This is a genomic window from Acinetobacter sp. NEB149, from assembly GCF_012516415.1.
Taxonomy (GTDB): domain Bacteria; phylum Pseudomonadota; class Gammaproteobacteria; order Pseudomonadales; family Moraxellaceae; genus Acinetobacter; species Acinetobacter lwoffii_V.
On the sequence record NZ_CP051208.1, the window covers coordinates 1,215,729 to 1,240,831 of the forward strand.

Here is a 25,103-nt window from a genome sequence, read left to right on the forward strand (position 1 = left end):
TAGATGAAAATATTACATCAATCTGAGTGCATAGCATGGGCTCGGCATCTGTTAAGATAGCCGGGCATTTTTATATCAAACAATAAAATCTGAGGGATTATAGGGATATGCTTAAGTTCTTGGCATTGGATCGGTTTACGATACTGTTGTTTGTGATGGTTTTGCTGGCCAGTGTGCTGCCAGTTTCGGGGCAGGCGGCTGAAGTCTTTGGCTGGGTGACGACAGGAGCGATTGCCATCCTGTTTTTCCTGCACGGCGCCAAACTGTCTCGTGAAGCTGTGGTGCAAGGCATTATGCACTGGAAATTGCATACTTTAGTTTTTGCGCTAACTTTTGCCCTGTTTCCGATTCTCGGGCTTTTGGCCAAGCCGATTTTATTACCCATGCTCGGACAGGAACTATATTGGGGTTTCCTGTTTATGTGTTTCCTGCCATCCACCGTGCAGTCCTCGATCGCCTTTACTTCAGTGGCTCATGGCAATGTCGCCGGGGCGGTATGTAGTGCCTCTTTTTCCAATCTGATCGGTATGTTTATTACTCCATTATTGGTAGCATTTTTTATTCTCGGTCAATCTGATCATGGTTTTGATCCGACTTCTTCGATTATCCAGATTACACTGCTGCTCTTGGTGCCGTTTATTTTAGGACAGATTCTGCGTCCATGGATCTATCCGCAAATGATGAAAATGCCAAAAATCGTCAAGGTCTTCGATCAAGGCTCGATTTTACTGGTGGTATATGGCGCTTTTAGTAGCGCCGTCGTGGCCGGGCTGTGGAATGAAGTGAGCTTGAGTACCTTGTTGTTGCTATTGCTGGCTTGCTCGGTGTTACTCACCATTGTGATGTTATTATCACTTTATATTCCACGCTGGCTGGGCTTTAGCCGCGCTGACCAAAAAACGGCATTCTTTTGTGGTTCCAAGAAAACCTTGGCCAGTGGAGTGCCGATGGCGCAAATTTTATTTATTGGCCAGCCGCTGGGCATGATTGTCCTGCCGATCATGATTTTTCATCAGATTCAGTTAATGGTCTGCGGGATTATTGCCAATCTGTGGGCCAAAGAGAGTGAATCAGAAGCTGAAGAATAATTCGCATATTGAATTCGTTTCACGTATAATTATGCCCACTTGTTGTGCTTAGCTCTGACGGTATCCGTCTCGGTGGGCCAAAAGAATGGTCTGTTGTGGTGTTGATCTGCATGAACGATGTTCCTGCTTCCTCATTTGAGAGTGATCAATAGCGATGACAGCTAAACCTTCTTGAATCTAATGGAGTAATCGACGATGCGCGCCGATATTCACCCAAAATATGAAACTTTAGTTGCTACTTGTTCATGTGGTAACGTAATCGAAACTCGTTCAGCTCTTGGTAAAGAAACTCTTTATCTAGACGTATGTTCAGCTTGCCACCCATTCTACACTGGTAAGCAAAAGAACGTTGACACTGGCGGTCGTATCGACAAGTTCAAACAACGTTTTGCTGGTATGTCACGTTCTGTTAAACGTTAATACCCAAAATGAAAAAACGGGCTTTAAGCCCGTTTTTTTGTGCCTGCAATTTAGAAAATTATCATTCGATTTCCTAAATGCACAGGCTTGTACAAGATCTTAGTGATCTTGTACATCAATCAAATGATCAAGTTTTTTCTGGAAATAATTCCCCTGAATAAAGCGGGCATCCACGTTCCAGGCATTCGCGAACAGTGTCATATCATTTAATTCACGGATCAGAATATTGAGTGGCTTGATTTCATTGTAGCTGGTAATTTTTTCCTGTAGTTGCTCAATCTCGGTATCTTTATTGAGCATATTGGTTAAGTTTGAATGTAAGCTGACACCATCCAGTTCAAGTTCGCGCAGTAAATTTGGACTGTACATGGATTGACCAAAATCACGCAGTGCAATCAGTGCGCCATGTTCATACAGCACGCGTAGATATTTTTGTGCATCTTGTTGATTCAGTAAAATATCTTCTTCTGAGAATTGCAAGATTAGCGGATGCTTCACTTTACTGCGAATAATCGTAATCAGCTTGGAAATAAATTCCGGGAAGGTGCGGTCTTTAAATAGTACGGCACGGTTCAAATTGACAATTAAGCTTGCATCAGGATACTGGGTAATAAAGTTGTGTAGCTGTTTACTGGCTTCAACCAGAATCCAGCGATCCAGTTTAATGGACAGTTCATCATCTTCATGAAGTTCTAAAAGGCTAGAAATATCCTGCCATTTATTCTCAAAAATAAAGCCACTGGTCACTTCATAGGCATATAAACGCGTATCTTCTTTATCATAGAGTTGTTGATATTTTAAATGAATCTCACCACGTTCTAGACATTCACTTAAGGCTTTCAAAATAGAAGGTGTAGCGCTAGGAATAGACGTGACTGCTGGACTGACGGCTGCCAATGTTGGGCTGGCAACTGGTGTTTCAGCAACACTGAAATCTATACTTGGCATTTCTACCGCAACCGGACTGCTCAGTGACGCAGGAATATCAAGTTTAAATTCAGGTACAGCTTCTGCTTGAGGTAAAGATGTCGAGAATGCTTGTCCAATCAGCGTATTACAATGCATTTCATCTTGCAAACCCTGTTCAAGCATGACATAGCCCAAGCGCAAATTTAGAGGGAATGACTTTGGTCCCACTGTAATGAGTTGCGGTTTGCTTAAGGCATTTAAACTGATCAGTTTGGATTCAAGAATTGCTTTAGAGTCTGCCTGGAACAGACCGACAACGACATCATATTCCAGTTTAAACAGGGGAATATGGGTCTGTTCCGTGAGGAATTCTTTGGCTGCTTTAAAGTAGCCACTAAAAGTTGCCCAGTCAGACTGCAGAAGTTCCGGATCATAAGCGCTAAAAGAGAAAGTGACCAAGGCATTCACCGGTGCAGACTGCTTATGGAGTTCACGCTTAAGTGACTGAAAAACGCTTGGTTTTCCAGGAGTTTTATCGGAGGAAACCGTTTTAGATTGAGTATCAATGCTAATTTGTACCGCATCTTCTTCAGCCGTTGAAGGCAAGAATTCCAGTTTTAATGGATTAGATGCGGACACATGCGGATTCAGAGACTGGATCTCGACCCGACCTAAATCAAATTGACCCTGAGAAATCTTTTTGAAACGCGTTTTAAAATCATTCAAATCTGAAGGCTGGAGCAGATCCAGAAGCGGTAGGCCAATAATCTCATCTTCATTTTGCAAGCCAAACAGTTTCAGGTAGTCCGCATTGGCCTGAATATGAATCCCTTCCTGAATGGTGGCAACAGCACGGTTGCTGTCGTCTACTAAAGATTGTGCCTGAATTTGTGCTGTTTCCAGCTCAGTCATTAAATGTTGCTGAGACTGTGACAAACGGCTAAATGACAATGCTCGGACCAGTCCCACATAAAAGCGTTCCAGGTAGTCAAAATTGAGAATGTCATATACCCCTTTACGGATATATTGCGCATATTGTTCAGCCTGGTAATCATCCGGTTTAAGCAAAATCATCGGCAGATTAGGTTGCTGCGAAAGGCGCACCAAACTTAAGGCCTGTTCATATTTCAGGTCGTAGGCACGTCCAAAAATAATCAGATCCCAGTTGAAATTTAATTGTTTTTCAAAAGATTGCAGATCATCCAGCAGGACAGCATCTACCTGATAATCATTACTGGTCAGCAGATCACGGATTTGGTTATATCTAATTTGATTATCATCAATAATCAGTAAACGTGTTTCAGTACGTTTTAACTTTTTAGACAATAATGGATTTCTCACTTCAATGCTTCCCATAAATCATGATTTCTGCTTTCATTCATGTGCTGATCGATAAAGTTTTCGATCATCTCTTCTTCCTGATCATTCAATAATTCATAATCAAAACGGATGAAACTCTGCGTAATCAGTTGTGCTTTGGTTAGATAGATTTTGAGTTCTTCCTGACCGAGACGTAAATGAATGGTTTGTTTTTCTCTAAACATCTGGGAGCCAGACACGATGAGACTGGTTGAAACCTGATCCAGTTGCGTCATTTTCACCAGGAGTGCGGGTTGATAGTTGACATGATGACGTTCGGTACGGGCATAGGCCGCACAAGGAAAGAGTTCTTGTGCCAGAATTTCTAGTCCGATTTCCAGGCTCTTGTCAGTGGACTGCTTGATCCAGCGAATCACACCGCCACGCCACTGGCTCTGGGTTTTTTCCTGAACCAGAATAAATTCACCAGTTTTTAAATTGGCAGGTGTAATACCAGTCCATTTAATCCGGTAACCATTGACACTAATATCCAGAACTTCAGCGCTATGAATCTGTTTCGTTTCGCGATCGAGCGCCTTGATACTGCTAAAGGCACTTGGAATCGTATTTTCCATCGAGCTGACAAAACTGCTTTCGCTCTGGAAATTATAATTGGCATCGAGTTCCAGGGTTTCATTGAAGTTTTTACCTTTAGACAGGTAAAAATGCGCCACGCTCAAGCCAAAGCAGATATTGATCTGTGCTGAATATTCATAACGTTCATGACGACGCTCGACATTGTTCGAGAGCAGATTGTAGATATGAAAATGCAGTGCAGGGGTCAGGAACAGTTTTTCATTCCGCGACAGATACTGCGCATTTTTGCTTTGAGTACCCGTTAAATGATCCATCAGGTTCTGGGTGGAAATATAGAAGCTCGGCTGAAACTGTGGCTCTTGATGGGTATTAAAGATCGGTGGATGATCTTTGCTGGCATCGACCACATAACGGGACAGCGTGGTTTCCTTCGGCAAGATCTGCACCAGTTTGGCCCAGTCAAAACTGCATAGATACAGGCCCTGGATTTCTGCAGGCCGGATCTGATGAGTATTGAAGATATCCAGTAAAATCAGCTGTGCATAGGCATGTGCAATATTCTGGATTTCATGCTGGGTGCCTAATACCTGATTGATATTGCTTTGATAGAAATTATTGTCTATTGCACATTCAAGCAGTTGATGGGCAGCCAGCCATTGTCCCAGACCTGGCGTGCTATACAGCATATGCTGTTGATATAACAGAAGGGTGAGTTGTTGCAGGGCATAATAAATCGACACCATCCGGGCAGTTTGAATGCTCTTCTTTTTGCCTAGAGAAAATAGCGAAAACTTCTGATGCGTCAGCTGATGATTACAGCGTTTGACGATATCGATATAAATTTTGGCAAAATGACTGCGCAGCAGCATGGCCAGTTCAATGATCTGGTCATTCCGGTCGGAAGTGATCAGGCCCTGATTGACGAAATGCTTTTCCAGACTGGTCAGGACATTTTCAAGGGTGGGATGCAAGACCTGAATCAGGTCAAAGCGCAGGGTTTCTGGACATTTCAGCTCGGAAACTTCCAATAAGGCATTAAACAGGGATTTGGAGGAATTCCCCAGCTGTAGAATCGAAATCCCCGCAACCCATTCCTGCAAAGCCTTGGCAGTGGTTGGACAAAAGCTCAACTGCTCTCGTTTAAGTTCCGTCGGTGTCTGAAAAATGTCTGAAGTATGCGTGCTCATCTTTATTATTTAACTCAAAAATGTTGAAACCCCAAAAAGCGGTGTCTTATTCTTCTCGCCCGCTATTTCTCGAACCAGTTTAGGAACCAAATACCCCGGAAGGTTCGCTAAAACTTCTGTATAAATCTCATTAATATGGTCAGGCGCTAAATCAAAATGATGCGCACCTTTTACTTTATCAAGTACATGTAAATAATAAGGCATGACCCCGGCATCAAACAAGCGATAGCTTAAATCCACTAAAACCTGAGCAGAATCATTTACCCCGTTTAATAAAACCGCCTGATTCAGAACAGTGATCTGCTGTTGAACCAGTTGGTTTAAACGCTTGCAAGTGAAGTCATCCAGCTCCGATGCATGGTTTGAGTGTACCACCAGAATAATACGTAGCCTACTGTTTTTTAACATGCTAAGTAGCTCTTCGTCGACTCGGTTGGGGATCACAATAGGAACTCGTGAATGTATTCTTAAGAATTTGAGATGTGGTACTGATTCTAGTCGTTCAATCCAGGTTTTTAATTTCCGGTTCGATAAGGTCAGTGGATCACCGCCGCTCAGAATCACTTCATTAATATCGGGTTGGCTTTCCAGATATTGCTTGATATTTATCCAGTCTTCATTTTTAGGCAGATTTTCCTGATAGGGGAAATGCCGGCGGAAACAATAACGGCAATGTACAGCACAGGCACCAGTCAGTGTCAGCAAGAAACGGGATTTATATTTGTGCAGTACGCCGGGTTGCTGATTGGCCTGTTCTTCGCCCAAGGGGTCGGTAACAAATCCTGGATGTTCTTCCAGTTCCAGATGATGGGGCAGCACTTGTAAAAGCAATGGGTCTAAAGGGTTTCCGGTCTGCATTTTGCCCACAAAAGCACGTGGTACCCGCAGTTTAAACTGTTCAGAAGCTAAAATGGCGCCTGAGAGCAGTTGCTCTGGTGCAAGTTGCAGTACTTCAAGCAATTCGCGTGGATCAGTGATCAGGTCGCTGAGCTGTGATTGCCAGTTTTGTTCTTGATATAAATAGTTCGTCATGCCGGAAGATTAACAATAATAAGTGAGAGGACAAAGCCTGATGGGCGCAGTTTAACAGTTTGTGCGGAAGCGCAATAATCCACTGCGCTATAAAATAAAGAGTGATTAAGCTATGCTGATCTTCGTGCTCGCCTGATGGTATTTTAACGTTGAGCAAGACATGAATAAACAAAGGATTTTCATGTCTGATTGTAACTTAAACAGCCTGAGTGGGTGAAAGCGGATTTTTTCATTGCGGCAAAGTGTATTGCTCATTTAGAATACGCAACATCAAATGAATGTGCATGTGGCAACTCAATGTTCGTGTCAGACTTGCTAAATGACATCGCAACAGCCCATAGCATCAATAGATTAAAGTTAGTAAGTTTGGAGTGCGCCAGTCATGGCCTATTATTCTACGAATGATTTCAAGTCAGGCCTTAAGGTTATGCTTGATGGCAACCCATGTTCAATCATGGAAAACGAATACGTAAAACCAGGTAAAGGCCAAGCTTTTAACCGCGTAAAATTACGTAACCTTAAATCAGGTAAAGTTCTGGAAAAAACTTTCAAATCAGGCGAGAACCTAGAAGCGGCTGATATCGTTGAAGTAGAAATGGAATACTTGTACAACGATGGCGAAATGTGGAACTTCATGGATCCTGTTACCTTTGAACAGATCGCAGCTGATAAAACAGCAATGAGCGATGCTGCAAAATGGTTAAAAGACGATTCAAATGAAAAATGTACCATCATGTTGTTCAATGGCGTGCCTTTAAACGTGACTCCACCGAACTTCGTCGTACTTAAAATCGTTGAAACTGATCCAGGTGTTCGTGGTGATACTTCTGGCGGTGGCGGTAAGCCAGCGAAACTTGAAACAGGTGCTGTGGTACGTGTTCCATTATTCGTACAGCAAGAAGAAAGCGTTCGTGTAGATACCCGTACTGGTGATTATTTAGAACGTGCATAATGGTTTGAAAATAGACTATTATCGAGAGGGATGATTTAAATCATCCCTTTTTTTATGCCAAAGTCTTAGAGGAAAAGCGAAAGAACAGGCGTAAAGTCGCAAGGGAAAACAGCAGTACCTCGAACAACAACAATCACGCTGATTTGTATGCATCACAATATGAGGGATTGAATGGAAACTTTACAAAAGAAGTCGACGCTGACTTCGAAAATGATTTGGCTTTTGGTAGCCATTGTGGGTGCAGTCTCTTTTGGAGTTCTGGCACTGAGTCGGGGTGAGCATGTCAATGCAGTCTGGCTGGTACTTGCCGCCGCCTGTGTCTATAGCATTGCTTACCGTTTCTACAGTTTATTTATTGCCACCAAAGTATTTGAGCTGAATGAACGCCGTTTAACGCCTGCGCATCGTCTGGCCGATGGTCTGGACTATGTGCCGACCAATAAAAGTGTTTTGTTTGGCCATCACTTTGCAGCGATTGCCGGTGCAGGTCCGCTAGTAGGCCCGATCCTGGCAGCGCAAATGGGCTATTTACCTGGGACGATCTGGCTGTTAGTCGGTGTCGTACTTGCGGGTGCAGTCCAGGATTTTCTGGTACTGTTTATTTCCACCCGTCGTGACGGTCGATCACTCGGGGAAATGGCAAAACAGGAACTGGGAACCTTTGCCGGTATTATCGTGATGCTTGGTGCCTTGGGCGTGATGATTATCATTCTGGCGGTACTGGCACTGGTAGTGGTGAAAGCTCTGACCAACAGCCCATGGGGTGTATTCAGTATTGCAGCGACCATTCCGATTGCGATCTTTATGGGCATCTACATGCGTTTTATCCGCCCGGGTAAAATTGCTGAAGTCTCGATTATTGGTTTTGTCTTGATGATGCTGGGCATTATCTACGGTGAAAACATCGCACAACATCCATATTGGGGTCCGTTCTTTACGCTTTCTGGCACTGAACTCACTTGGGCACTGATCATTTATGGTTTCATTGCATCGGTACTGCCAGTCTGGCTATTGCTTGCTCCACGTGATTATCTGTCGACCTTCCTGAAAATTGGCGTGATTGCAGGTTTGGCCGTGGGTATCCTGTTTGCCATGCCTGAAATGAAACTGCCAGCGATTACCAAATTCATTGATGGGACTGGTCCTGTATTCGCAGGTTCTATGTTCCCATTCCTGTTCATTACTATTGCGTGTGGTGCGATTTCCGGTTTCCATGCCTTGGTTTCTTCAGGGACGACACCGAAACTGGTCAACAACGAACGCGATATCCGTATGATCGGTTATGGCGGTATGTTGATGGAATCTTTTGTAGCGATCATGGCTTTGATCTGTGCTGCAATTCTGGATCCAGGAATTTATTTTGCGATTAACTCACCAGCAGCCTTGCTCGGTACTACCGCAGAAAGCGCAGCAGAAGCAGTGCGAACCCTTGGTTTTGTGGTAACCCCTGAAGCCTTGAATTTACTGGCACAGGAAGTGGGTGAGAACTCGATTCTGTCGCGTACTGGTGGTGCGCCAACTTTTGCAATTGGTATGGCGCATATCATCACCGAAATTTTCAACAGTCGTGAAATGATGGCGTTCTGGTATCACTTTGCGATTTTGTTTGAAGCACTATTCATCCTGACTGCTGTAGATGCGGGTACGCGTGCCTGTCGTTTCATGGTGCAGGATACTGTCGGTATTGTGATTCCAGCAGTAAAACAATCACATAATTTCTTCGGAAACCTGTTGGGTACTGCGGTTGCAGTGGCAGGCTGGGGCTTCTTCGTCTATCAGGGCGTAGTCGATCCACTCGGCGGGATTAACAGTTTATGGCCGCTGTTTGGTATTGGTAACCAGATTTTGGCTGCGATGGCGCTCATTCTTGGTACTGTCATTCTGTTCAAGATGAAAAAACAGAAATATGTGTGGGTGACAATTATCCCGACAGTGTTCCTGTTCATCACTTCCATGACAGCAGGCTGGCAAAAGATTTTCCACGAAAATCCAAAGATTGGTTTCTTGGCGCAGGCAGATCGTTTCAACACGGCGATTGCCAATAATGAAATCCTAGCGCCAGCGAAAACTGTGGCAGAAATGCAGACGGTAGCGATGTCGAACCAGATTAATGCTGCACTCTGTGCTTTTTTTATGATTGTAGCCTTTGTCATGTTGTTTGCTGCAATTCGCGTTATCCGTCGTGCATTGGCAAATCCTGAGCCATCTGTACATGAAGCAGAAGCGATTTATCGCGATCCTGAAGAGATTCAGCCAGCGAAAGGTCATTAAGGGGAATATTATGAATCTGAAGTTTGCCAAAAGCGGGAAAACGATGATTTATAAAATCATCAAGATGACCGTAATGTCACAAAAGGATTTAATACTGAATCCGAAAAACTGGTCGCGGATTGCGACCTTGTGGCAACGTTTGCAGCAAAGTTTCCGTCTGATGGTCGGTGTACCTGATTACCATACCTATGTGGAGCATATGCGCAAGCATCATCCCGATCTGGAAGCCATGGACCCGAAAACATTTTATCGTCACTGTGTGGATTCCCGTTATCCATCTGCGGGCGGTGATATGAAGAAGTGTCCGTGTTAATCATTAATTCATAGCAAGCGCCTTTCGGGGCGCTTTTTTTTATCGTTAAAAATTAATATGAGGAATAGACGATCGCGTTAAATCTGAGGTCATTGATTGAGCTAGCGTAGAAAAGTTTTATTATAAAAATCCATGAAATCGCTTAAGTCTCTATACCTTTTAAGTATGATTCTTTTCAAATAGATGGATGAGCTCAGATTGGTATTTTGAGATTTGAGCGAAAAGAAAAATGATCTCTATTTGTGTCGATCATTTTATTTGTTTTCTGCGCTTCTTACTTCTTTTCAACCTGATCATTTTGACTCTTCTATTATTTAAATCCTCGCCATTTTCTAATCAGTATTTTTATTCAGTTACACAGACAGATGATTGATCTTTTGGGAAAATTTAAATTTCAGTGTATGTAGGACTTACGCATTGACGGATTCAAAAAAGTATTAAAATAGTTTATAAAGTATCTGTGATCAGACGAACTAAACATGCTTCTACAGCAACTTGTACATTACCCATTTATATGGGCTTTCTCATGACAGAACCGAACTCTATTAGCTGCACACAACTTGCCGAGACTTATAATATCTCGCATGATAGTGTAAATCGCTTTCTAGAGCGTGAAGACTACACACCTCACGACCTATATCAAGAAGCAATTCAACATATTGATAATAATAAACTTATAGTCAGTATTGATGATACTGTTTTAGATAAACCATATAGTCAACATATGGACTTGGTTAGCTATTTTTGGTCAGGCAAACACCACCGATCCGTCAAGGGGATTAATCTCATTACCTTGTATGCGACAGATCAGAATGGTCAAAATATTCCAATTAATTTCCGAATTTATGACAAATCTGAGGGTAAAACCAAGAATGATTACTTTATGGATATGTTAAGTGAAGTACTTAGTTGGGGTGCAAAGATTCAATTTATTACAGGTGATAGTTGGTATTCATCGACTGCAAATCTAAAAACCATAAGAAAACATGGTATTCGATTTATGTTTGGTATCGACTGTAACCGTAAGGTTTCCCCTGAAAAAGGACAATGGTTTCAACTGCGTTTATTGCCGAATTTCCATCAGGGTCAAGTGGTCTGGCTCAAAGATTTTGGCTTTGTACAATTATTTAAGACTCAGTTAAAAGAACAGCAGAGGTTTTATATTGTGTATCAAGATGAAGATGATTTATTGTCCTTTGAGGGTTTTCATGAATTACATTCAAGTCATTGGAAAATAGAACAATATCACCGAGTGATTAAACAGGTTTGTCATATTGAAAAGTTTCAAGTAAGACGGTCTAAACTGATTTTGAATCATATTTTTTCAGCCTTAATGGCCTACGTTGAGATACAAAAGAACCAGTTTGAGGGGATCTTTGAAAATGTATATCGTTGGCAGAAGAAATTATTTAGACCAATGATCAAAAACTTCATTGATGACTTTATTCTCGATAAAAATCATCTGCTACCACAGAGAGTCTATAAATAACAGTGCGTAAGTCCTAGTATGTTAATCTTAGGCCATGTTTTATTAAGGAAATTATTGTGATCTGGGGCATGAAACAAAAGGAAAATAACGACATTGCACACATCAATACTGTGCTTGAACAAAAAATTGCAAGTTATGCACCCAAGATCCAGCGTTTTTTTGAAGAAGTTAATGCCATTGTGTTGGATAAGCAGGCCCAGACCACACTGGCACTCTGTTGTTTGATTGCAGGCGGACATGTCTTATTTGAAGATTTACCCGGATTGGGTAAAACTACATTAGCCAGCAGTCTGGCACATCTGGCTGGGTTAAAGTTCCAGCGGATCCAATTTACCAATGACATGCTGGCCAGTGATGTCATCGGTATTAACATGTTTAACCAGAAAGAACATCAGTTCGAGTTTAAACAAGGCCCGATTTTTACTCAGATTTTACTGGCAGATGAAATCAACCGTTGTAGTCCCAAAACCCAAAGTGCCTTACTCGAAGCCATGGAAGAAGGCTATGCCACCATTGATGGCGTACGCTATGCCTTACCGAAACCTTTCTGGGTGATTGCGACACAAAACCCGCTATTCCAAAGTGGTACTTACGCTTTGCCGGAATCCCAGCTAGACCGTTTCCTGATGCGTTTATCTTTGGGGTATCCATCACGCCATGCAGAAAAACTGTTATTACAGCAGGAATCCCGTTTTGCCCTGATTGCAAGTCTGGCGCATATTTTTACCGAAGATGAAATTCTGGATCTGCAAAGTCTGACGCATCAGATATTTATCAGTGAAGCGATTCAGGAATATTTGCTTGATCTAGCAGAAGAAACCCGTAAAAGCCGTCATGGACTTTCTACGCGTGGCCTTCTGGCCTTGAAGCGCGCAGCACAAGCGTATGCTTTGATTCAGCAACGTGCTTTTGTCACACCAGATGATGTGCAGGCTGTATTTGTCGCGGTGACTTCGCATCGTCTGGGTTTAAGTGAAGCTGAAACGTTTAATGTGATGCAACAGGTTGCGGTCAGCTAAAGGAGTCCTCTCTTGGATAAAACCTGGCAAAAATGGCTGGCCAAGCGCTTTCAATTCTCACAGCAGAAACAGCTCTCGCAGAAAGATGTCTTGGTATTTATTTATCAGCAGGGCTATCTGTATCTGGTGTTGATCTTCATCACCTTTGTGGCCGGGGTGAACTATGCCAATAACCTGATTTTAGGTTTCTGCTTTTTAATCAGTGCGGTGCTGTGTATCAGTTTTTATCTGACTTTTAAGCAATTGCATGACCTGAAAATTGAATTGATCGCAGATGATGTGGGGCAGGTCGGTCATAGCGTGAATCTGCATCTTTATTTTCAACAGCAGCAGCTTCGCCCCCGCTATTTGTATATCAAAGCAGGGAATCAGCTAGCGAAAGTTTATCTGAATGCACAAAAACAGCAATTTATTCTGCCATTTTATGCAGAGCAACGTGGCAAGTTTGATTATCCGGTGATTCAGATTTATTCGGTTTATCCCTTTGGGTTAGTTCGAGCCTGGACCTATCTTTATCATCAGCATTCGGCCTGGGTCGCGCCTAAAGCTGAAGTTTTTAGCACAGAAAATAAATATCACTTTAACCGTTTTGAACCGGATATGGATGAGTTTCGTGAATTGCGCAATTACCAGTCAGGCGATTCCTTGCAGGCGGTGTCCTGGAAGCAGTTTGCGCGTGGACAAGGCTTGTATGTCAAAGTCTTTGAGCAATATCAGGATGAACACAGTATCGAGATTCATTATGCACATATGCCGAGTCAGTCACATGAAGAAAAACTTGAATTTGTGATGGGTCTGGTCGAGCAATGCGAGCAGCAGCAATGTGCGTATAGTCTGCATTTGCCACAGGCCGAATTGCCTCAGGGTGCAGGTGAAGAACAACTGCGGAAAGCCAAACAATTGTTGGCGCAGGCCTAAGGCGGGTAAATTCATGATCAATGCAAAAATCCGTACCTCGATTGTGTTGACTTTGGGCCTGATTCTCATCGCCCAGATGGCATTTATTCCGGTTCTACTCAGTATTATTTTTGCGATTAGTATTGTATGTATCTGGATTTTCCTGAAACGTCAGCAGCCATTTCCCAAAACGGGCACTTTTCTACTGACGGCTTTGGCACTCGGCAGTATTTATTTGAGCCATCATAGTTTTATTGGTGTTGAGGCTGGGGTAGCAGTTTTATCTACTTTTTTATTTGCTAAATCACTGGAAAGTAAAAATAAACGTGACCTGATTATTCTGTTTAATTTTGCCCTGTTTGTTGCTGCCAGCTCATTCCTATATAGCCAATCTTTTGGGATGGCGATTGTGATCGTGCTGTGTTTAATCAGCTGTCTGATTGGTTTGTACCGGATTCAGACTAGCGATTTTGAGCAGGAGCAGATCACTCAGCGCGCAGCATTGCAACAGGATGCCAAACATGTGGGCAAGTTTATCTTGTACGCTGTTCCATTTTTTATCTTGCTGTTTATTTTCTTTCCGCGCTTGCCACCACTTTGGCATATTCCCATTCCTGAAAATAAGGGTGTGACCGGCATTGGCGATAGTATGTCACCTGGGGATATTGCTGAATTATCCCAATCCAGTGCCCTTGCTTTCCGGATTATTGGTGATATCAGCAAGCTTCCGCCACGCTCAGAACTCTATTGGCGAGCGTTGGTGCTAGATGAATATGATGGGCAACGCTGGACCAGCAGTTTCGTCAATCAGCAGCCTTTAATGCGACAACCGATGGATACTTCACCCGTACCTACAGGCTGGAACTACCAATATCTGGCTGCGGATCCTTCGGTGTTCTGGATCATGGGGTTGGAAAAATCGATACCTGTGGAACGCCGTTATTATAACCGTCAGGATTGGAGCATTGTGCCGAGACGGCTCACGCAACGTGTTGAACCGATTTCGTTACAGTGGGTCGGGACAGCATATGATCCTCAGGCTTTGCCAACGCAATATATCGAAAGAACGAATACTCAGGTGCAGCGCCGACTTGACCCGAGAGCGCAACAATTAGCACAACGTCTATATGCGCAAAGTGCGGAAGATCCTCGGCGTTATGTGCAGCAAGTCTTGAATTGGTATCAGCAGAATAACTTTATTTATACCCTGAAGCCGGGCCAACTGGGGCAAAACCGGATTGATGAATTCCTGTTTAATTCCCGGCAAGGTTTTTGTGAACACTATGCCTGTAAGCGTCCGCTGAACCCCATGTCTATTTTTAATTCGGTTCAGGTTTCCAGCGGTGTGGCAGTAATTCTTCTATTTGGGTCACTTTATGGGTCGGCAATCTTTTCAGCACATCACTTAAATAGGCATATGGATCCAACCCATTCAGCTTTGCTGACTGGATTAAAGTCATGATGTTTGCCGCTCGCTGACCACTACGCAGCGAACCTGCAAATAACCAGTTCTTACGTCCCAACGCCCAAGGCCGCACCTGGTTTTCCACCCAATTATTGCAAATCGGTAGATTGCCATCATCCAGATAGCGGCTTAAAGCTGGCCAACGCTTCAGAGTGTAATTGATGGCCTTGGCGGTTGGAGAACTCGATGGCACCGTCAGTTGATGCTGGTTGAGCCATTCATACAGTTGTTGCATCACTGGTTGACTATGCTGTTGTCGGTATTCGCGGCGCTGTTCTGCTGTACCATCGGTCTTTTTCCTGAGTTCTGCTTCTATGGCATACAGTTTCTGAATCAGCACTAAGGCCTGTTCAGCGACCTGACTTTTCCCGGTCACATGCAGTTCATGGAATTTACGACGCGCATGCGCCATGCAGCCCACCTCAATGACCTGGCCTGATTTAAAGCGTGCTTTATAACCACTGTAATCATCACAGACCAGATGGCCCTGCCAGTCTTTCAGGAACGCTTCAGCATGCTGGCCTGAACGACTATCCTGAAAGTCATAGATCACGGCTTGAATTGGATTATATTGGGTTGTTGCATAGGCCCAGACATAACCTTTCTTCGGTTTTTTCTCATCATCACCCATCCGCATGATGGTGACTGGTGTTTCATCGGCATGGATCACCCGCTGTTGCAGCACCACCTCTTTTAAAGCATTGGCCAGAGGCTCCAGCTCTACACCGCAGCGACCTATCCAGTCAGATAAAGTTGATCTAGAAAGCTCGATTCCCGCCCGCTGATAGATCAGACGTTGACGGTACAGCGGTAAATGATCTGCGTATTTCGAGACCAACACATGGCTAAGCAGTTCAGGACTGGCAATACCTTTATCAATCACATAGGCGGGCATCGCTTGCTGAGTCAGGGTGTCACACTGATCACAGACCCATTTGCCACGCACATGCTGTTCCTTATAGAACTGTGCCGGTCTGAAATTCAATTTTTCACTGATATCTTCGCCGATACGACGTAACTGGCAGCCACAAGCACATTGGGTTGATGTTGGTTCATGCTCGATACGGATGGTGTGTAGATGATCGGGCAGCAGTCGACGTTTAGGTTTGTTGACTGTGGCTTTCTGTGTCGCTGCATCGGTTTTATCTGCATTTAATCGTTCTAATTCTAGATCAACGGCTGCGATATCTTCTTCGACCGCTTCGTCCCATAGATGGATTTGTTTTGCGGTGAGATGTTCGTTTTTACTGCCGAATTTGTGCTTTTTAAACAGCGCCAGTTCATGCTCGTATTTTTGATTGAGAATGGAAAGATGTTGGTTGCATGCTTCAAGATGCTGAACTTTGGTATCTAATTGTTGGTTATCTTCTGCGAGTTGTTGATGCTGCATTGCCAACTGTCTGGTAAATTCCAGCAGTTGTTCATGGGTCAGTTGGCTTAAGTCAGGCAGCGTATTCATGACCGCAGTATGCCTGAGGTCATGACGCAGAGGAAATAGAACGTTTGGAGAATAGCAGAATGCACCAACCTGGTTTAGAGCATCGTCACTACCTGCTGTTGTCCAATGCGCTGCCAGGGCAAACCCTGGATCAGTGCCTGTAACTGTTCCGGGCTGAGGGCTACGCTTTCACCCTGGTGAACTTTAGCCCAGTGGAATTTTCCCTGTTCCAACCGCCGAGCACACAGCCAGATCCCCAGTCCATCATGTACCAGCACTTTCATGCGATGGCCACGTTTATTACAGAACAGGTAAGCACAATGCGGTTTGATGTAGCCAAAGGCTCTCACCACCTGAGCCATGGCCGTATCCATACCTGCACGCATGTCCATGGGCTGAGTAGACAACCAGATTTCATCGATACGGATCATGTTGTAAGTGCCTTGAGTAATTTTGCTAAAGCAGATATTTCTGATACTTGCCATTTCAAGCCAATTTCTGCTTTTGAGTGGGGTAAAGTAATTTGAACCGTTAACATGCCAGTAGAAATAGGATCTAATGGTGCAGAGCAAGATAAGGCAATAAATGCAGGTTTATTCGGTAGTAGTGAGCGATCATTCCCTGGCTTAGCATCAATTAAGCGAATCCATTTGGATACAAGATGTGTATTCAATCCATGTTGCAAAGCGACCGAAGCAATTGAAACCTCCGATGCTTTACACGCCTGAACGATCTGCTGTTTAAATTCAGCACTATATGTTCTTCGTATTATCGTAAGAGATGCGATGGATGTCTGGTTATTTGTAGTCATAAATTTAAGTTCCCACTTGTTTTTAAGTGAGGACTAAATTAAGGCTTATAGGACGAATTCATAAGGTGTGTTCAGCGGACGCTTACCTATGCCTCGAGTTTCGTGATGTTGATGCGTTATGTCGGGATTCCTGCACGGGTCGTCACCGGCTATCAGGGTGGGGAGTTGGCACCAGATCGCATGAGCTGGGAAGTCCGACAAATGGATGCTCATGCCTGGACAGAAGTCTGGATTGACCAGAGATGGCAACGCTTTGATCCAACCGCGATGATCGCTCCACAGCGTATAGATGATGGCATGCAAAATCTGCTTTCTCAGGATGCATGGGTATCGGCAAATCAGTCGACCTGGAACTCGCAGCATAATCTATGGGTCACCAAACTACGCGTTTGGAGCGATTATGCCATCTACCAATGGCAAAGTAAGGTGGTGGGTTATAATGCAGAATCACAACAGAGCTGGTTATCAAAATTAGGACTCGGTTCAGTTTATTCGAGTGTCATAATTTTGCTGGGCAATATTGTGCTACTGATTTTGGCCTATGTCTTCAGAATTTATCTGAAAGCCCGACAGGCTCAATCTCCATTAGATCGCGCTATTCAGCAGCTGAATCAATCTTTAGCTGACGATCTCAAAAAACAGTCTGCTGAAACTTTTCATCACTGGATGCAGCGTTTATCTCAACAGGTTCAGATTGAAAACCAGACTGCCTTTATTCAAGCTATACAGGTTTTTGAAAAAAATCTTTATTCGGGAACCCCAATAACTGAACAAGAATTGAAAAAATTCAAGGATTTGCTTAAAACTTGCGCGGACGTTTTAAAAACTAAATGAAAAGGCTTGTTTTCGGTCGGAAAAATTTATAATATGCCAAGCATTCTAGGTGTATAGCTCAGTTGGTTAGAGCGCTACGTTGACATCGTAGAGGTCAGCAGTTCGAGTCTGCTTATACCTACCAAGATTCTAAACGTTATGTTATAAGGGTTTTAAGCGAAAACAGTAGCTTAAAGCCTTTTTTTAATGCCTTGAGTAAAGTGAGCCGTTATCCGCACTATCTGCAAAACCCGTATTTTATGCAGTTATTGCCGTTAAATTTACGTCAAGTTTACGTCAAGAATTTTGGAAATTACGTCATGAAATTACCCAAGCCCAGAAAGCGCGGTTCGGCCTACTACATTGAACTAATGATCAATGGAAAACGTTCTTCAGCAACTCGTGATACCGCAAAAGAATGTGAGCAAGGGGTAGCTCAAAAGATGCTTGAAGCGAAGGTCAATCAGATGGCGGAAGACTTGAGCATAAAACAGTACTATCCCTTCAAAACACTTTTTCATAAATACTATGATAAGCATGGCCGTAAACTTCGCGGATCCAAATACGTCAAAGAACAATTAGCGCCGTTTGATGAAAAGTTTGGTGCACTGGCAGATATGTCTATTCATGACATTTAGCTTAAATATTTCAGCTCAAAGTTCCGCAAATTAATAAATTGATTGAAGTGCTGCACTTGCGTTGTACTCGGCTGGAATAGGCTGATCAGCTACAGGCAGATTCGCAGTGTAGGTTCAGTCAATTTTTTATCACGCACAGCGCTTGCTTCATGCTAGATGACATCTTCTAGGGTTTGCGCATCGTAAGATGTTGCTGATGCTGATATGCCTTAAAGAAGAAGGGTAAGAGCAGATAGATCTGTATAAATGTTTGGGCCTGCAGCATTTCGGCTTGTATGACTTTTTTACGTTGGTCACTACGGCGCTCGCTGGCGAACTTAAGGTTTTTTGGCATGGACTTTTATTATTTTTATAATCAGTCTTCATGATAAAAGTAAATTGTTGATCCTAACCGTTTGATCAAAAACCTGGGAATAAACTGCAGGATTTTTGTTGGAAAAGTCGCAATTTTGATAGGGCTAAGTGCAGAATTAAAACGGATTAAAGCTCTTAATGATATGAAAAATAATAGTTTTTATTTCAAAAAAATCTCTAGGGTTTTCGGTTGTATTGAATTATTTCAATAGTACATCTTCAGATTGTAGATAAGGCCTTACCAGATACAAAGACTGCATCGGGTAAGTAGTTTAATTAATGGCTACTCGATTTGACCATAACTTTATTCTGATACATCTTTGCATCTGCTTCTTTGATAGCTTCAGCTAACCCAAAGGTTGGATTACGCATTGCAAAGCCAATTGCAGCACTAATTCCAACTTTTGTAAAAGTATTTTGAATTCTTGATGCAAGCTTCTTCGCATGCTCTAAGTTAGTTTCAATGGTCATCACAGCAAACTCATCACCTCCTAAGCGAGCGATAATATCATTACTACGTACCGTGTTTTTGAGAGCTAAAGCCATTCTTTGAATGAGCTCATCACCTGCAGCATGACCCAGAGTATCATTTGTGATCTTAAGATCATTAAGGTCTATCATAAGAATAGCAGTAGGGTGACCATAACGCTTACAGCGCTCTTCCTCTTTGATAATAAGCTCATCCCAAGCACGACGGTTGAAAAGTCCAGTCATTGGGTCGGACATTGCTTCTATTTCAAAACGCTCAGCTTTACGTATGTACTCAGCAGCTTTCATATCAGCTTGAATCGTATAACTGAGTACCTTTGCTATCAACTCGAATAATGGAGCATCTTCAACAAGAATTTTAGGTTGAGGTTCGGGATCAATTGCACATAGAGTGCCAAAAAGAGAGCCATCTTCTTTATACAGAGGTTGGCCGATATAGGCTTTAATTGAGACTAGGTGATTTATAGGTGCATCTGCGTAAACTTGAATATCAGGTGAATAGGGAGCAATACGAGGCATATTACTTTGTACCATGTGTGAGCAGAATGAGTCTGCCCAATGAAATACTTGTCCGGGCTTAACGTTATAGCCATTATCTTCACTCAATAATACAATCCAGTCGTCACCCTCAGTACGAGTAATCATCCACAATTTGAAGCCAAAGCGTTGAGATAAGAATTTTAAAATGGCTTGGCCAGCTTCTTCAAAGTTATTAAAGTTAATATTATTCATGAAGTGAACCTACTGCAACAGTAAGAATATATATGCGAAATACCCAATATATGAGTAATTCTTATAAACGGGAGCCTAAAATAGGTATTATATAGAAATGTGTGAAATTTATACTAAAAATAATACTTAAAGAAATTTATTTTTATAATGAAATTTAAAATTAGCCTGCGGTTAGAAATACCAAGATGTAATTTTCTTATTACTTATGAAAAAATGCAATCACTGCCATTATAGCTGCGATATTCATAAGTATTAGAAATATATAAAAAGTCATAATGAATCGAAGCTACCAAAAAATTTTCAAAATTATAGTTCTAAAGAAGCATTTTAAATGTATCTTAATTATTAACAACGAAAGGAAATTGTAAAGTCGAAAGGAAAAGTGTCTAACCCTTTATATTATAATAATATTTATATTAATTTAGTGATTTATCCAAATCATTCAACAGTTTATCTTCATTGTACGCATTGGGGGGACAATCTTATAAGAGCTGGTATATAGTTTCCTTTAAATTTTTTGGGATAAGCTTCACATATAAGAAAAAATATAAAGTTTATTGTTATTTAACTTTGAATTATATAGAGAATCTTATAAAAGAGAACTCGTACATATCGGATTGTTTAATATGAACTTAGAAAAATAAGTGATTAAAATCATGTCATCGTTTCTAATAATTATAGGATTTATATGATGTTTTACAGGGATAATTTTTAGACCACATATTTCCCATAAAAAGGTCAAGAATTATATGGCTGCAAAAGCTGCTGGCTTCTTATGTATGTTACCAGGAGTATTTCTATTTTGTCTTAGATCTTATTTAACATAAATCCCCCCGCTAGGGGGACTCGATTCTAGTCTTAAAAAACTTCGTAATTACATACTTCTATTCTTGAAATAATATCGAGAGGCATTGTCAGTCTCTCAGCTGTAATAGTTTCAAAATGAACCCAGATAGCAGCATCTCTATTCTCAAAACTAATACTTACAAGTTTAACTAAGTCGTAAGGTTCAACATTATGGGTCAAGATAATATTATAGAGGTGATCTGAGCGTACGTACGAAATAAGGATTTGATGGATAGTTAATTGCTCTTTACTGCTTAACTCACTGTAATTACTTAGTTCTGGTAAATCATTTTGAATATTCACTTCAATCCTTAACAATCTTAAATTTTCTGTAGAAAACGGCGATTTTATCAATTTAGACAACGCTGAATATATTGGCTTTTGTTAATTCTTTCTAAATCTTGTTCTCGCTCGATAAACATAGCGTATACAGTTAACTACCTGACCTACAAATATACATTGGTTGTTTAACTCAATAATATTTGGCTTGAACTCTGGACTTAGAGCCTGAAGATATCTTTTTCCATTTGTCTCAATAACTAATTTTTGAAAGTAGCATCATCACCGTAACGAACCATAATAATGTCATCAGATTGCATGTCTCCGTAATAAGCATCCGGATCAACTGGACTGCTCCCAGTATCCTAGACATAAGACAGCCTCATTTTAAAACTGTTTCCAATGGTTTTGGAGTCCCCATCTCAGATTGTATTCATAAAGCACATATATTTTATATTGCGAATATGCGTATATTCATATATAAAGCTATGATTCGTCGATAAGAGGGAAGCTCATGAATCAAATGCCAAAAGTCCAAATTTATCATAACCCGGCCTGTGGCACCTCACGCAATACGCTGGCGTTAATTCGCAATGCGGGAATTGAGCCGGAAGTGATCGAATATCTGCTTACGCCACCCTCGAAAGATCAGCTGGTCAACATGATTCGGGATGCCGGTTTGACGGTTCGTGAAGTGCTCCGTAAAAATGTCGATCCCTACACCGAGCTGAATCTGGATGATGCCGGCTGGAGCGATGAGAAACTGCTGGATGCCATGCTGCAACATCCGATCCTGATCAATCGCCCGTTGGTGGTTACCGAGTTTGGAACCCGATTATGCCGTCCATCGGAAGTGGTACTGGATATTCTGCCTTTGCCACAATTAAAAGCCTTTGCCAAAGAAGACGGTGAAATCATCGTGGATGAACAGGGCAATCGGGTAAAATAAAGTGTCCCCCCATGCGAAAAAGCTTCAACTTGATTGGAGCTTTTTTATCTGAAAAACACATTGACGATGATCTATATCGGAAAAAGCGGGAAATTGTTCAAGCGAGCGCTTTCTGGTAGGCATATTCTGATCTGGATATCATTTTTGACAGGTCATCTTTACCATATATATGGATATGTGTATATTTGCATAAAAAATGGGAGCAATTATGGACCACGTTCAGTTTTTTAAATGTTTATCTGATGAAACACGTCTCAGTATTGTCCTGCTAATTGCACAAAACAAAGAGCAATGCGTCTGTGATCTGACCGATAAACTGCAGTTAAGCCAGCCGAAAATTTCACGTCATCTGGCCTTGTTACGTTCTTGTGGTTTACTCAACGATCGCCGGCAAAGCCAGTGGGTGTACTACAGCATTAATCAGCAATTGCCGGCCTGGTGTTTTGAAATTCTGGACGTGCTAAAAGCTAGTGAGGTTCCGGTTTTATTTGATTCTTCCGCTCTATCGATTCAGAGCCATTGCGAGTAAGTTTTCATGAAATTTTTGTTTTTATGTACGGGGAACAGTTGCCGCAGCATTCTCTCTGAAGTGTTGTTCAATAGCCGTGCGCCAGAAGGCTGGGTCGCTTACAGTGCCGGCAGCAAACCTTCCGGTCAGGTGCATCCCTTGACGCTTGAAACCCTGCACAATCTGGGCTTGTCGACTGAAGGCTTATCCAGCAAAAGCATTGATGCCTGTGAACAGTATCAGCTAGACGTGGTGATTACCGTCTGTGATGCGGCAGCACAGGAAGCGTGTCCTCTTTATCTTGGCGGAGCGATCAAGGCGCACTGGGGCCTGTCTGATCCGTCCCATTTAGAGGTGGATAAAGAAGAAAAAATGAAAGCCTTTATGAGCACTGTTGAACATATCAATCGTCGCCTGGATGCTTTGTTTAAACTTAACGTAAATGAGCTTTCTCGCTCGCAATTGATTGCAGCGATTAATCAAATTTCGAATGTTGAGTAAGTCACATGTCTGAAAAACGCATGTCCTTTTTAGATCGCAACCTGACGCTCTGGATTTTTATTGCCATGGCGTTAGGCATCGCCATAGGAAACTTTTTTCCTCAAGCATCGGTTGCTCTGGATCAATTCAGTATTAATTCAGTCAATATTCCAATCGCGATTGGTCTGATTCTGATGATGTATCCACCCCTGGCAAAAGTGGATTATGCGACCTTGCCGCAAGTGTTTAAGGATAAGAAAACCCTGACGCTATCTTTAATTCAAAACTGGTTGATTGCTCCGGTACTGATGTTTGCGTTGGCTGTGATTTCTTTGCATAGCTATCCAGAGTATATGACAGGCGTGATCCTGATTGGTTTAGCTCGATGTATCGCCATGGTACTGGTGTGGAATGGTCTGGCCTGTGGTGATAACCAATATGTTGCAGCATTGGTGGCGTTTAACAGTATTTTCCAGATTTTATTCTTCAGTACCTATGCCTGGTTATTCCTGACCTTCCTTCCGCCATATTTTGGTATTGAAGCTCAAGTGATCAATCTTAGCTTCTGGACCATTACCCATGCTGTTCTGGTTTATCTTGGAATTCCGTTCTTATTGGGTTTCTTAACGCGCTTAATTTTGGTGAAACAAAAAGGCGTAGAATGGTATCAAAACAAGTTCATTCCAAAAATCAGCCCGCTGAGTTTGATGGCTTTGCTGTTTACGATTTTGGCGATGTTTAGCTTAAAAGGGGGGGATGTCGTAAGTCTTCCACTGGAAGTTTTACGCATCGCGATTCCTTTAATCATTTACTTTGTGGCCATGTTCTTTATTAGCTTCTTTATGAGTAAATGGATGGGCAATGATTATCCAAAAACTGCTGCAATCTCATTTACTGCGGCTGGAAATAATTTTGAATTATCACTTGCAGTCGCTATTGCAACTTTTGGTATCGCTTCGCCGGTTGCTTTTACCACGATTATTGGGCCATTGGTTGAAGTACCTGTGTTAATTGCTTTAGTGAGTGTTTCACTGTGGCTAAGAAAGAAATATTTTAAAGAGGCTTGATCCGATGAACCTGCCTAACGTAGATCCAAATCTTATTGAACAACCCACCTTTGAAAAAGTCCAAGCCAAAGAACTAGCTCATCCTCCTCGGATTTTACTGCTCTATGGGTCTAATCGGGAACGTTCTTACAGTCGCCTTGCAGTTCTTGAAGCTGGTCGAATCCTTGAATATTTTGGGGCAGAAGTCAAAATCTTCCATCCCAAAGGGCTACCTTTACCGGAAGATGCTGATACTGAACATCCAAAAGTAAAAGAACTGCATGAGCTTCTGGCATGGGCTGAAGGTATGGTGTGGTGTTCACCGGAACGCCATGGTTCTATGAGTTCCATCTTTAAATCCCAGATTGACTGGATTCCTCTGGCAGGGGGTGCAATTCGTGCCACTCAGGGAAAAACCCTTGCCTTGATGCAAGTCAGTGGGGGATCACAGTCCTTTAATAGTCTGAACCAGATGCGTGTTTTGGGGCGTTGGATGCGGATGATCACGATTCCAAATCAGTCTTCAATTCCAAAAGCATTCCTGGAATTTGAAGAAGATGGACGAATGAAGCCATCAGCATTCTATGACCGGATTGTCGATGTGATGGAAGAACTGTATAAGTTTACTTTACTAACCCGTGGGCAAAGTGCTTATTTGACCAACCGTTATTCGGAACGCAAGGAATCGGCTGAAGAGCTTTCCAAACGGGTAAATCAGCGTAGTTTATAAATTCTAGGTGATCAGAGAGACTGAAAAGTATCTTGAGCAATGGAAGGCTAAT

General features: G+C 42.3%; 22 protein-coding genes, 1 tRNA gene and 3 pseudogenes. 17 read left to right on the top strand and 9 right to left on the bottom strand.

The window, feature by feature from the left end:
* The first annotated feature begins 107 nt into the window (after positions 1-107).
* Both HGD77_RS05785 and rpmE read left to right on the top strand, forming a co-directional pair.
* Complete coding sequence (locus tag HGD77_RS05785; RefSeq protein ID WP_005104573.1) at positions 108-1,088, top strand: bile acid:sodium symporter family protein; 981 nt, start codon at positions 108-110, stop codon at positions 1,086-1,088.
* A gap of 195 nt (positions 1,089-1,283) precedes the next feature.
* Complete coding sequence (gene rpmE / locus HGD77_RS05790; RefSeq protein ID WP_004279743.1) at positions 1,284-1,508, top strand: 50S ribosomal protein L31; 225 nt, start codon at positions 1,284-1,286, stop codon at positions 1,506-1,508.
* Positions 1,509-1,607: 99 nt separating this feature from the next.
* On the opposite strand, the gene HGD77_RS05795 is transcribed toward rpmE, so the two are convergent.
* From HGD77_RS05795 to epmB, 3 genes are read right to left on the bottom strand one after another with little or no spacing between them, the layout of a single operon-like run.
* Positions 1,608-3,773, bottom strand: a complete 2,166-nt coding sequence (locus HGD77_RS05795) for an EAL domain-containing protein (protein WP_005104571.1) — start codon at positions 3,771-3,773, stop codon at positions 1,608-1,610.
* Positions 3,755-5,500 (bottom strand): GTPase, encoded by a 1,746-nt coding sequence (locus HGD77_RS05800; RefSeq protein ID WP_168730750.1) that lies wholly within the window; start codon positions 5,498-5,500, stop codon positions 3,755-3,757. The genes HGD77_RS05795 and HGD77_RS05800 overlap by 19 nt, the downstream gene beginning before the upstream one ends.
* A 9-nt stretch (positions 5,501-5,509) precedes the next feature.
* Complete coding sequence (gene epmB, locus HGD77_RS05805; protein WP_005251335.1) at positions 5,510-6,532, bottom strand: EF-P beta-lysylation protein EpmB; 1,023 nt, start codon at positions 6,530-6,532, stop codon at positions 5,510-5,512.
* A gap of 382 nt (positions 6,533-6,914) precedes the next feature.
* Between epmB and efp the strand changes: the two genes are divergently transcribed.
* The 7 genes and pseudogenes from efp to HGD77_RS05840 all read left to right on the top strand — a co-directional run.
* Positions 6,915-7,484: an elongation factor P gene (gene efp, locus HGD77_RS05810; protein ID WP_004279747.1), complete on the top strand. Its 570-nt coding sequence runs from the start codon at positions 6,915-6,917 to the stop codon at positions 7,482-7,484.
* A gap of 171 nt (positions 7,485-7,655) precedes the next feature.
* Complete coding sequence (locus HGD77_RS05815; RefSeq protein WP_004279748.1) at positions 7,656-9,755, top strand: carbon starvation CstA family protein; 2,100 nt, start codon at positions 7,656-7,658, stop codon at positions 9,753-9,755.
* 7 nt (positions 9,756-9,762) lie between these two features.
* Positions 9,763-10,068, top strand: coding sequence for a YbdD/YjiX family protein (locus HGD77_RS05820; RefSeq protein WP_171476920.1), 306 nt, complete (start codon positions 9,763-9,765; stop codon positions 10,066-10,068).
* 460 nt (positions 10,069-10,528) lie between these two features.
* On the top strand, positions 10,529-11,557 hold the full coding sequence (locus HGD77_RS05825) for a transposase (protein WP_080591915.1): 1,029 nt from the start codon (positions 10,529-10,531) through the stop codon (positions 11,555-11,557).
* Positions 11,558-11,613: 56 nt separating this feature from the next.
* Positions 11,614-12,576 carry an AAA family ATPase gene (locus tag HGD77_RS05830; RefSeq protein ID WP_004646552.1) on the top strand — a complete coding sequence of 321 codons (963 nt, stop codon included), beginning with the start codon at positions 11,614-11,616 and terminating at the stop codon, positions 12,574-12,576.
* 12 nt (positions 12,577-12,588) lie between these two features.
* Positions 12,589-13,494, top strand: coding sequence for a DUF58 domain-containing protein (locus HGD77_RS05835; protein WP_004646553.1), 906 nt, complete (start codon positions 12,589-12,591; stop codon positions 13,492-13,494).
* 13 nt (positions 13,495-13,507) lie between these two features.
* A pseudogene (locus tag HGD77_RS05840) lies at positions 13,508-14,761 on the top strand (transglutaminaseTgpA domain-containing protein); the annotation flags it as partial.
* Between the two features lie 31 nt (positions 14,762-14,792).
* Here HGD77_RS05840 and tnpC read toward each other — a convergent pair.
* The 3 genes from tnpC to HGD77_RS05855 all read right to left on the bottom strand — a co-directional run bounded on the left by tnpC (position 14,793) and on the right by HGD77_RS05855 (position 17,187).
* Complete coding sequence (tnpC, locus tag HGD77_RS05845) at positions 14,793-16,397, bottom strand: IS66 family transposase (protein ID WP_005100285.1); 1,605 nt, start codon at positions 16,395-16,397, stop codon at positions 14,793-14,795.
* A 74-nt stretch (positions 16,398-16,471) separates the two neighbouring features.
* Positions 16,472-16,807, bottom strand: coding sequence for an IS66 family insertion sequence element accessory protein TnpB (tnpB, locus tag HGD77_RS05850; protein WP_004282310.1), 336 nt, complete (start codon positions 16,805-16,807; stop codon positions 16,472-16,474).
* Positions 16,804-17,187: a transposase gene (locus HGD77_RS05855; RefSeq protein ID WP_005100287.1), complete on the bottom strand. Its 384-nt coding sequence runs from the start codon at positions 17,185-17,187 to the stop codon at positions 16,804-16,806. The genes tnpB and HGD77_RS05855 overlap by 4 nt, the downstream gene beginning before the upstream one ends.
* A gap of 87 nt (positions 17,188-17,274) precedes the next feature.
* Between HGD77_RS05855 and HGD77_RS05860 the strand changes: the two are divergent.
* The 3 genes and pseudogenes from HGD77_RS05860 to HGD77_RS05870 form a co-directional block, all read left to right on the top strand.
* Positions 17,275-18,021 (top strand): annotated as a pseudogene (locus tag HGD77_RS05860) (transglutaminase-like domain-containing protein); the annotation flags it as partial.
* Between the two features lie 47 nt (positions 18,022-18,068).
* Positions 18,069-18,145: transfer RNA gene (locus HGD77_RS05865), tRNA-Val, on the top strand.
* A 76-nt stretch (positions 18,146-18,221) separates the two neighbouring features.
* Positions 18,222-18,638 carry a hypothetical protein gene (locus tag HGD77_RS05870; protein WP_228127478.1) on the top strand — a complete coding sequence of 139 codons (417 nt, stop codon included), beginning with the start codon at positions 18,222-18,224 and terminating at the stop codon, positions 18,636-18,638.
* A gap of 630 nt (positions 18,639-19,268) precedes the next feature.
* Here the strand turns inward: HGD77_RS05870 and HGD77_RS05875 are convergent.
* The 3 genes and pseudogenes from HGD77_RS05875 to HGD77_RS16990 all read right to left on the bottom strand — a co-directional run.
* Positions 19,269-20,213 (bottom strand): sensor domain-containing diguanylate cyclase, encoded by a 945-nt coding sequence (locus HGD77_RS05875; protein WP_004646556.1) that lies wholly within the window; start codon positions 20,211-20,213, stop codon positions 19,269-19,271.
* Between the two features lie 858 nt (positions 20,214-21,071).
* The gene (locus tag HGD77_RS05880; RefSeq protein ID WP_168730751.1) at positions 21,072-21,362 is read right to left on the bottom strand and encodes a hypothetical protein; all 291 of its coding nucleotides are present in this window, start codon (positions 21,360-21,362) and stop codon (positions 21,072-21,074) included.
* An 81-nt stretch (positions 21,363-21,443) separates the two neighbouring features.
* A pseudogene (locus tag HGD77_RS16990) lies at positions 21,444-21,685 on the bottom strand (S24 family peptidase); the annotation flags it as partial.
* A gap of 167 nt (positions 21,686-21,852) precedes the next feature.
* Here HGD77_RS16990 and arsC point away from each other — a divergent pair.
* From arsC to arsH, 5 genes are all read left to right on the top strand, one after another.
* Entirely contained in the window at positions 21,853-22,287 is a 435-nt protein-coding gene (gene arsC / locus HGD77_RS05890) for an arsenate reductase (glutaredoxin) (RefSeq protein WP_004646558.1), read from the top strand.
* Positions 22,288-22,495: 208 nt separating this feature from the next.
* Positions 22,496-22,816, top strand: coding sequence for a metalloregulator ArsR/SmtB family transcription factor (locus HGD77_RS05895; protein WP_004646559.1), 321 nt, complete (start codon positions 22,496-22,498; stop codon positions 22,814-22,816).
* Positions 22,817-22,822: 6 nt separating this feature from the next.
* Complete coding sequence (locus HGD77_RS05900; RefSeq protein WP_004646560.1) at positions 22,823-23,296, top strand: arsenate reductase ArsC; 474 nt, start codon at positions 22,823-22,825, stop codon at positions 23,294-23,296.
* A 5-nt stretch (positions 23,297-23,301) separates the two neighbouring features.
* Positions 23,302-24,342, top strand: coding sequence for an ACR3 family arsenite efflux transporter (arsB, locus tag HGD77_RS05905; protein WP_071850369.1), 1,041 nt, complete (start codon positions 23,302-23,304; stop codon positions 24,340-24,342).
* 4 nt (positions 24,343-24,346) lie between these two features.
* Positions 24,347-25,051, top strand: coding sequence for an arsenical resistance protein ArsH (arsH, locus tag HGD77_RS05910; protein WP_004280163.1), 705 nt, complete (start codon positions 24,347-24,349; stop codon positions 25,049-25,051).
* Positions 25,052-25,103 lie beyond the last annotated feature (52 nt).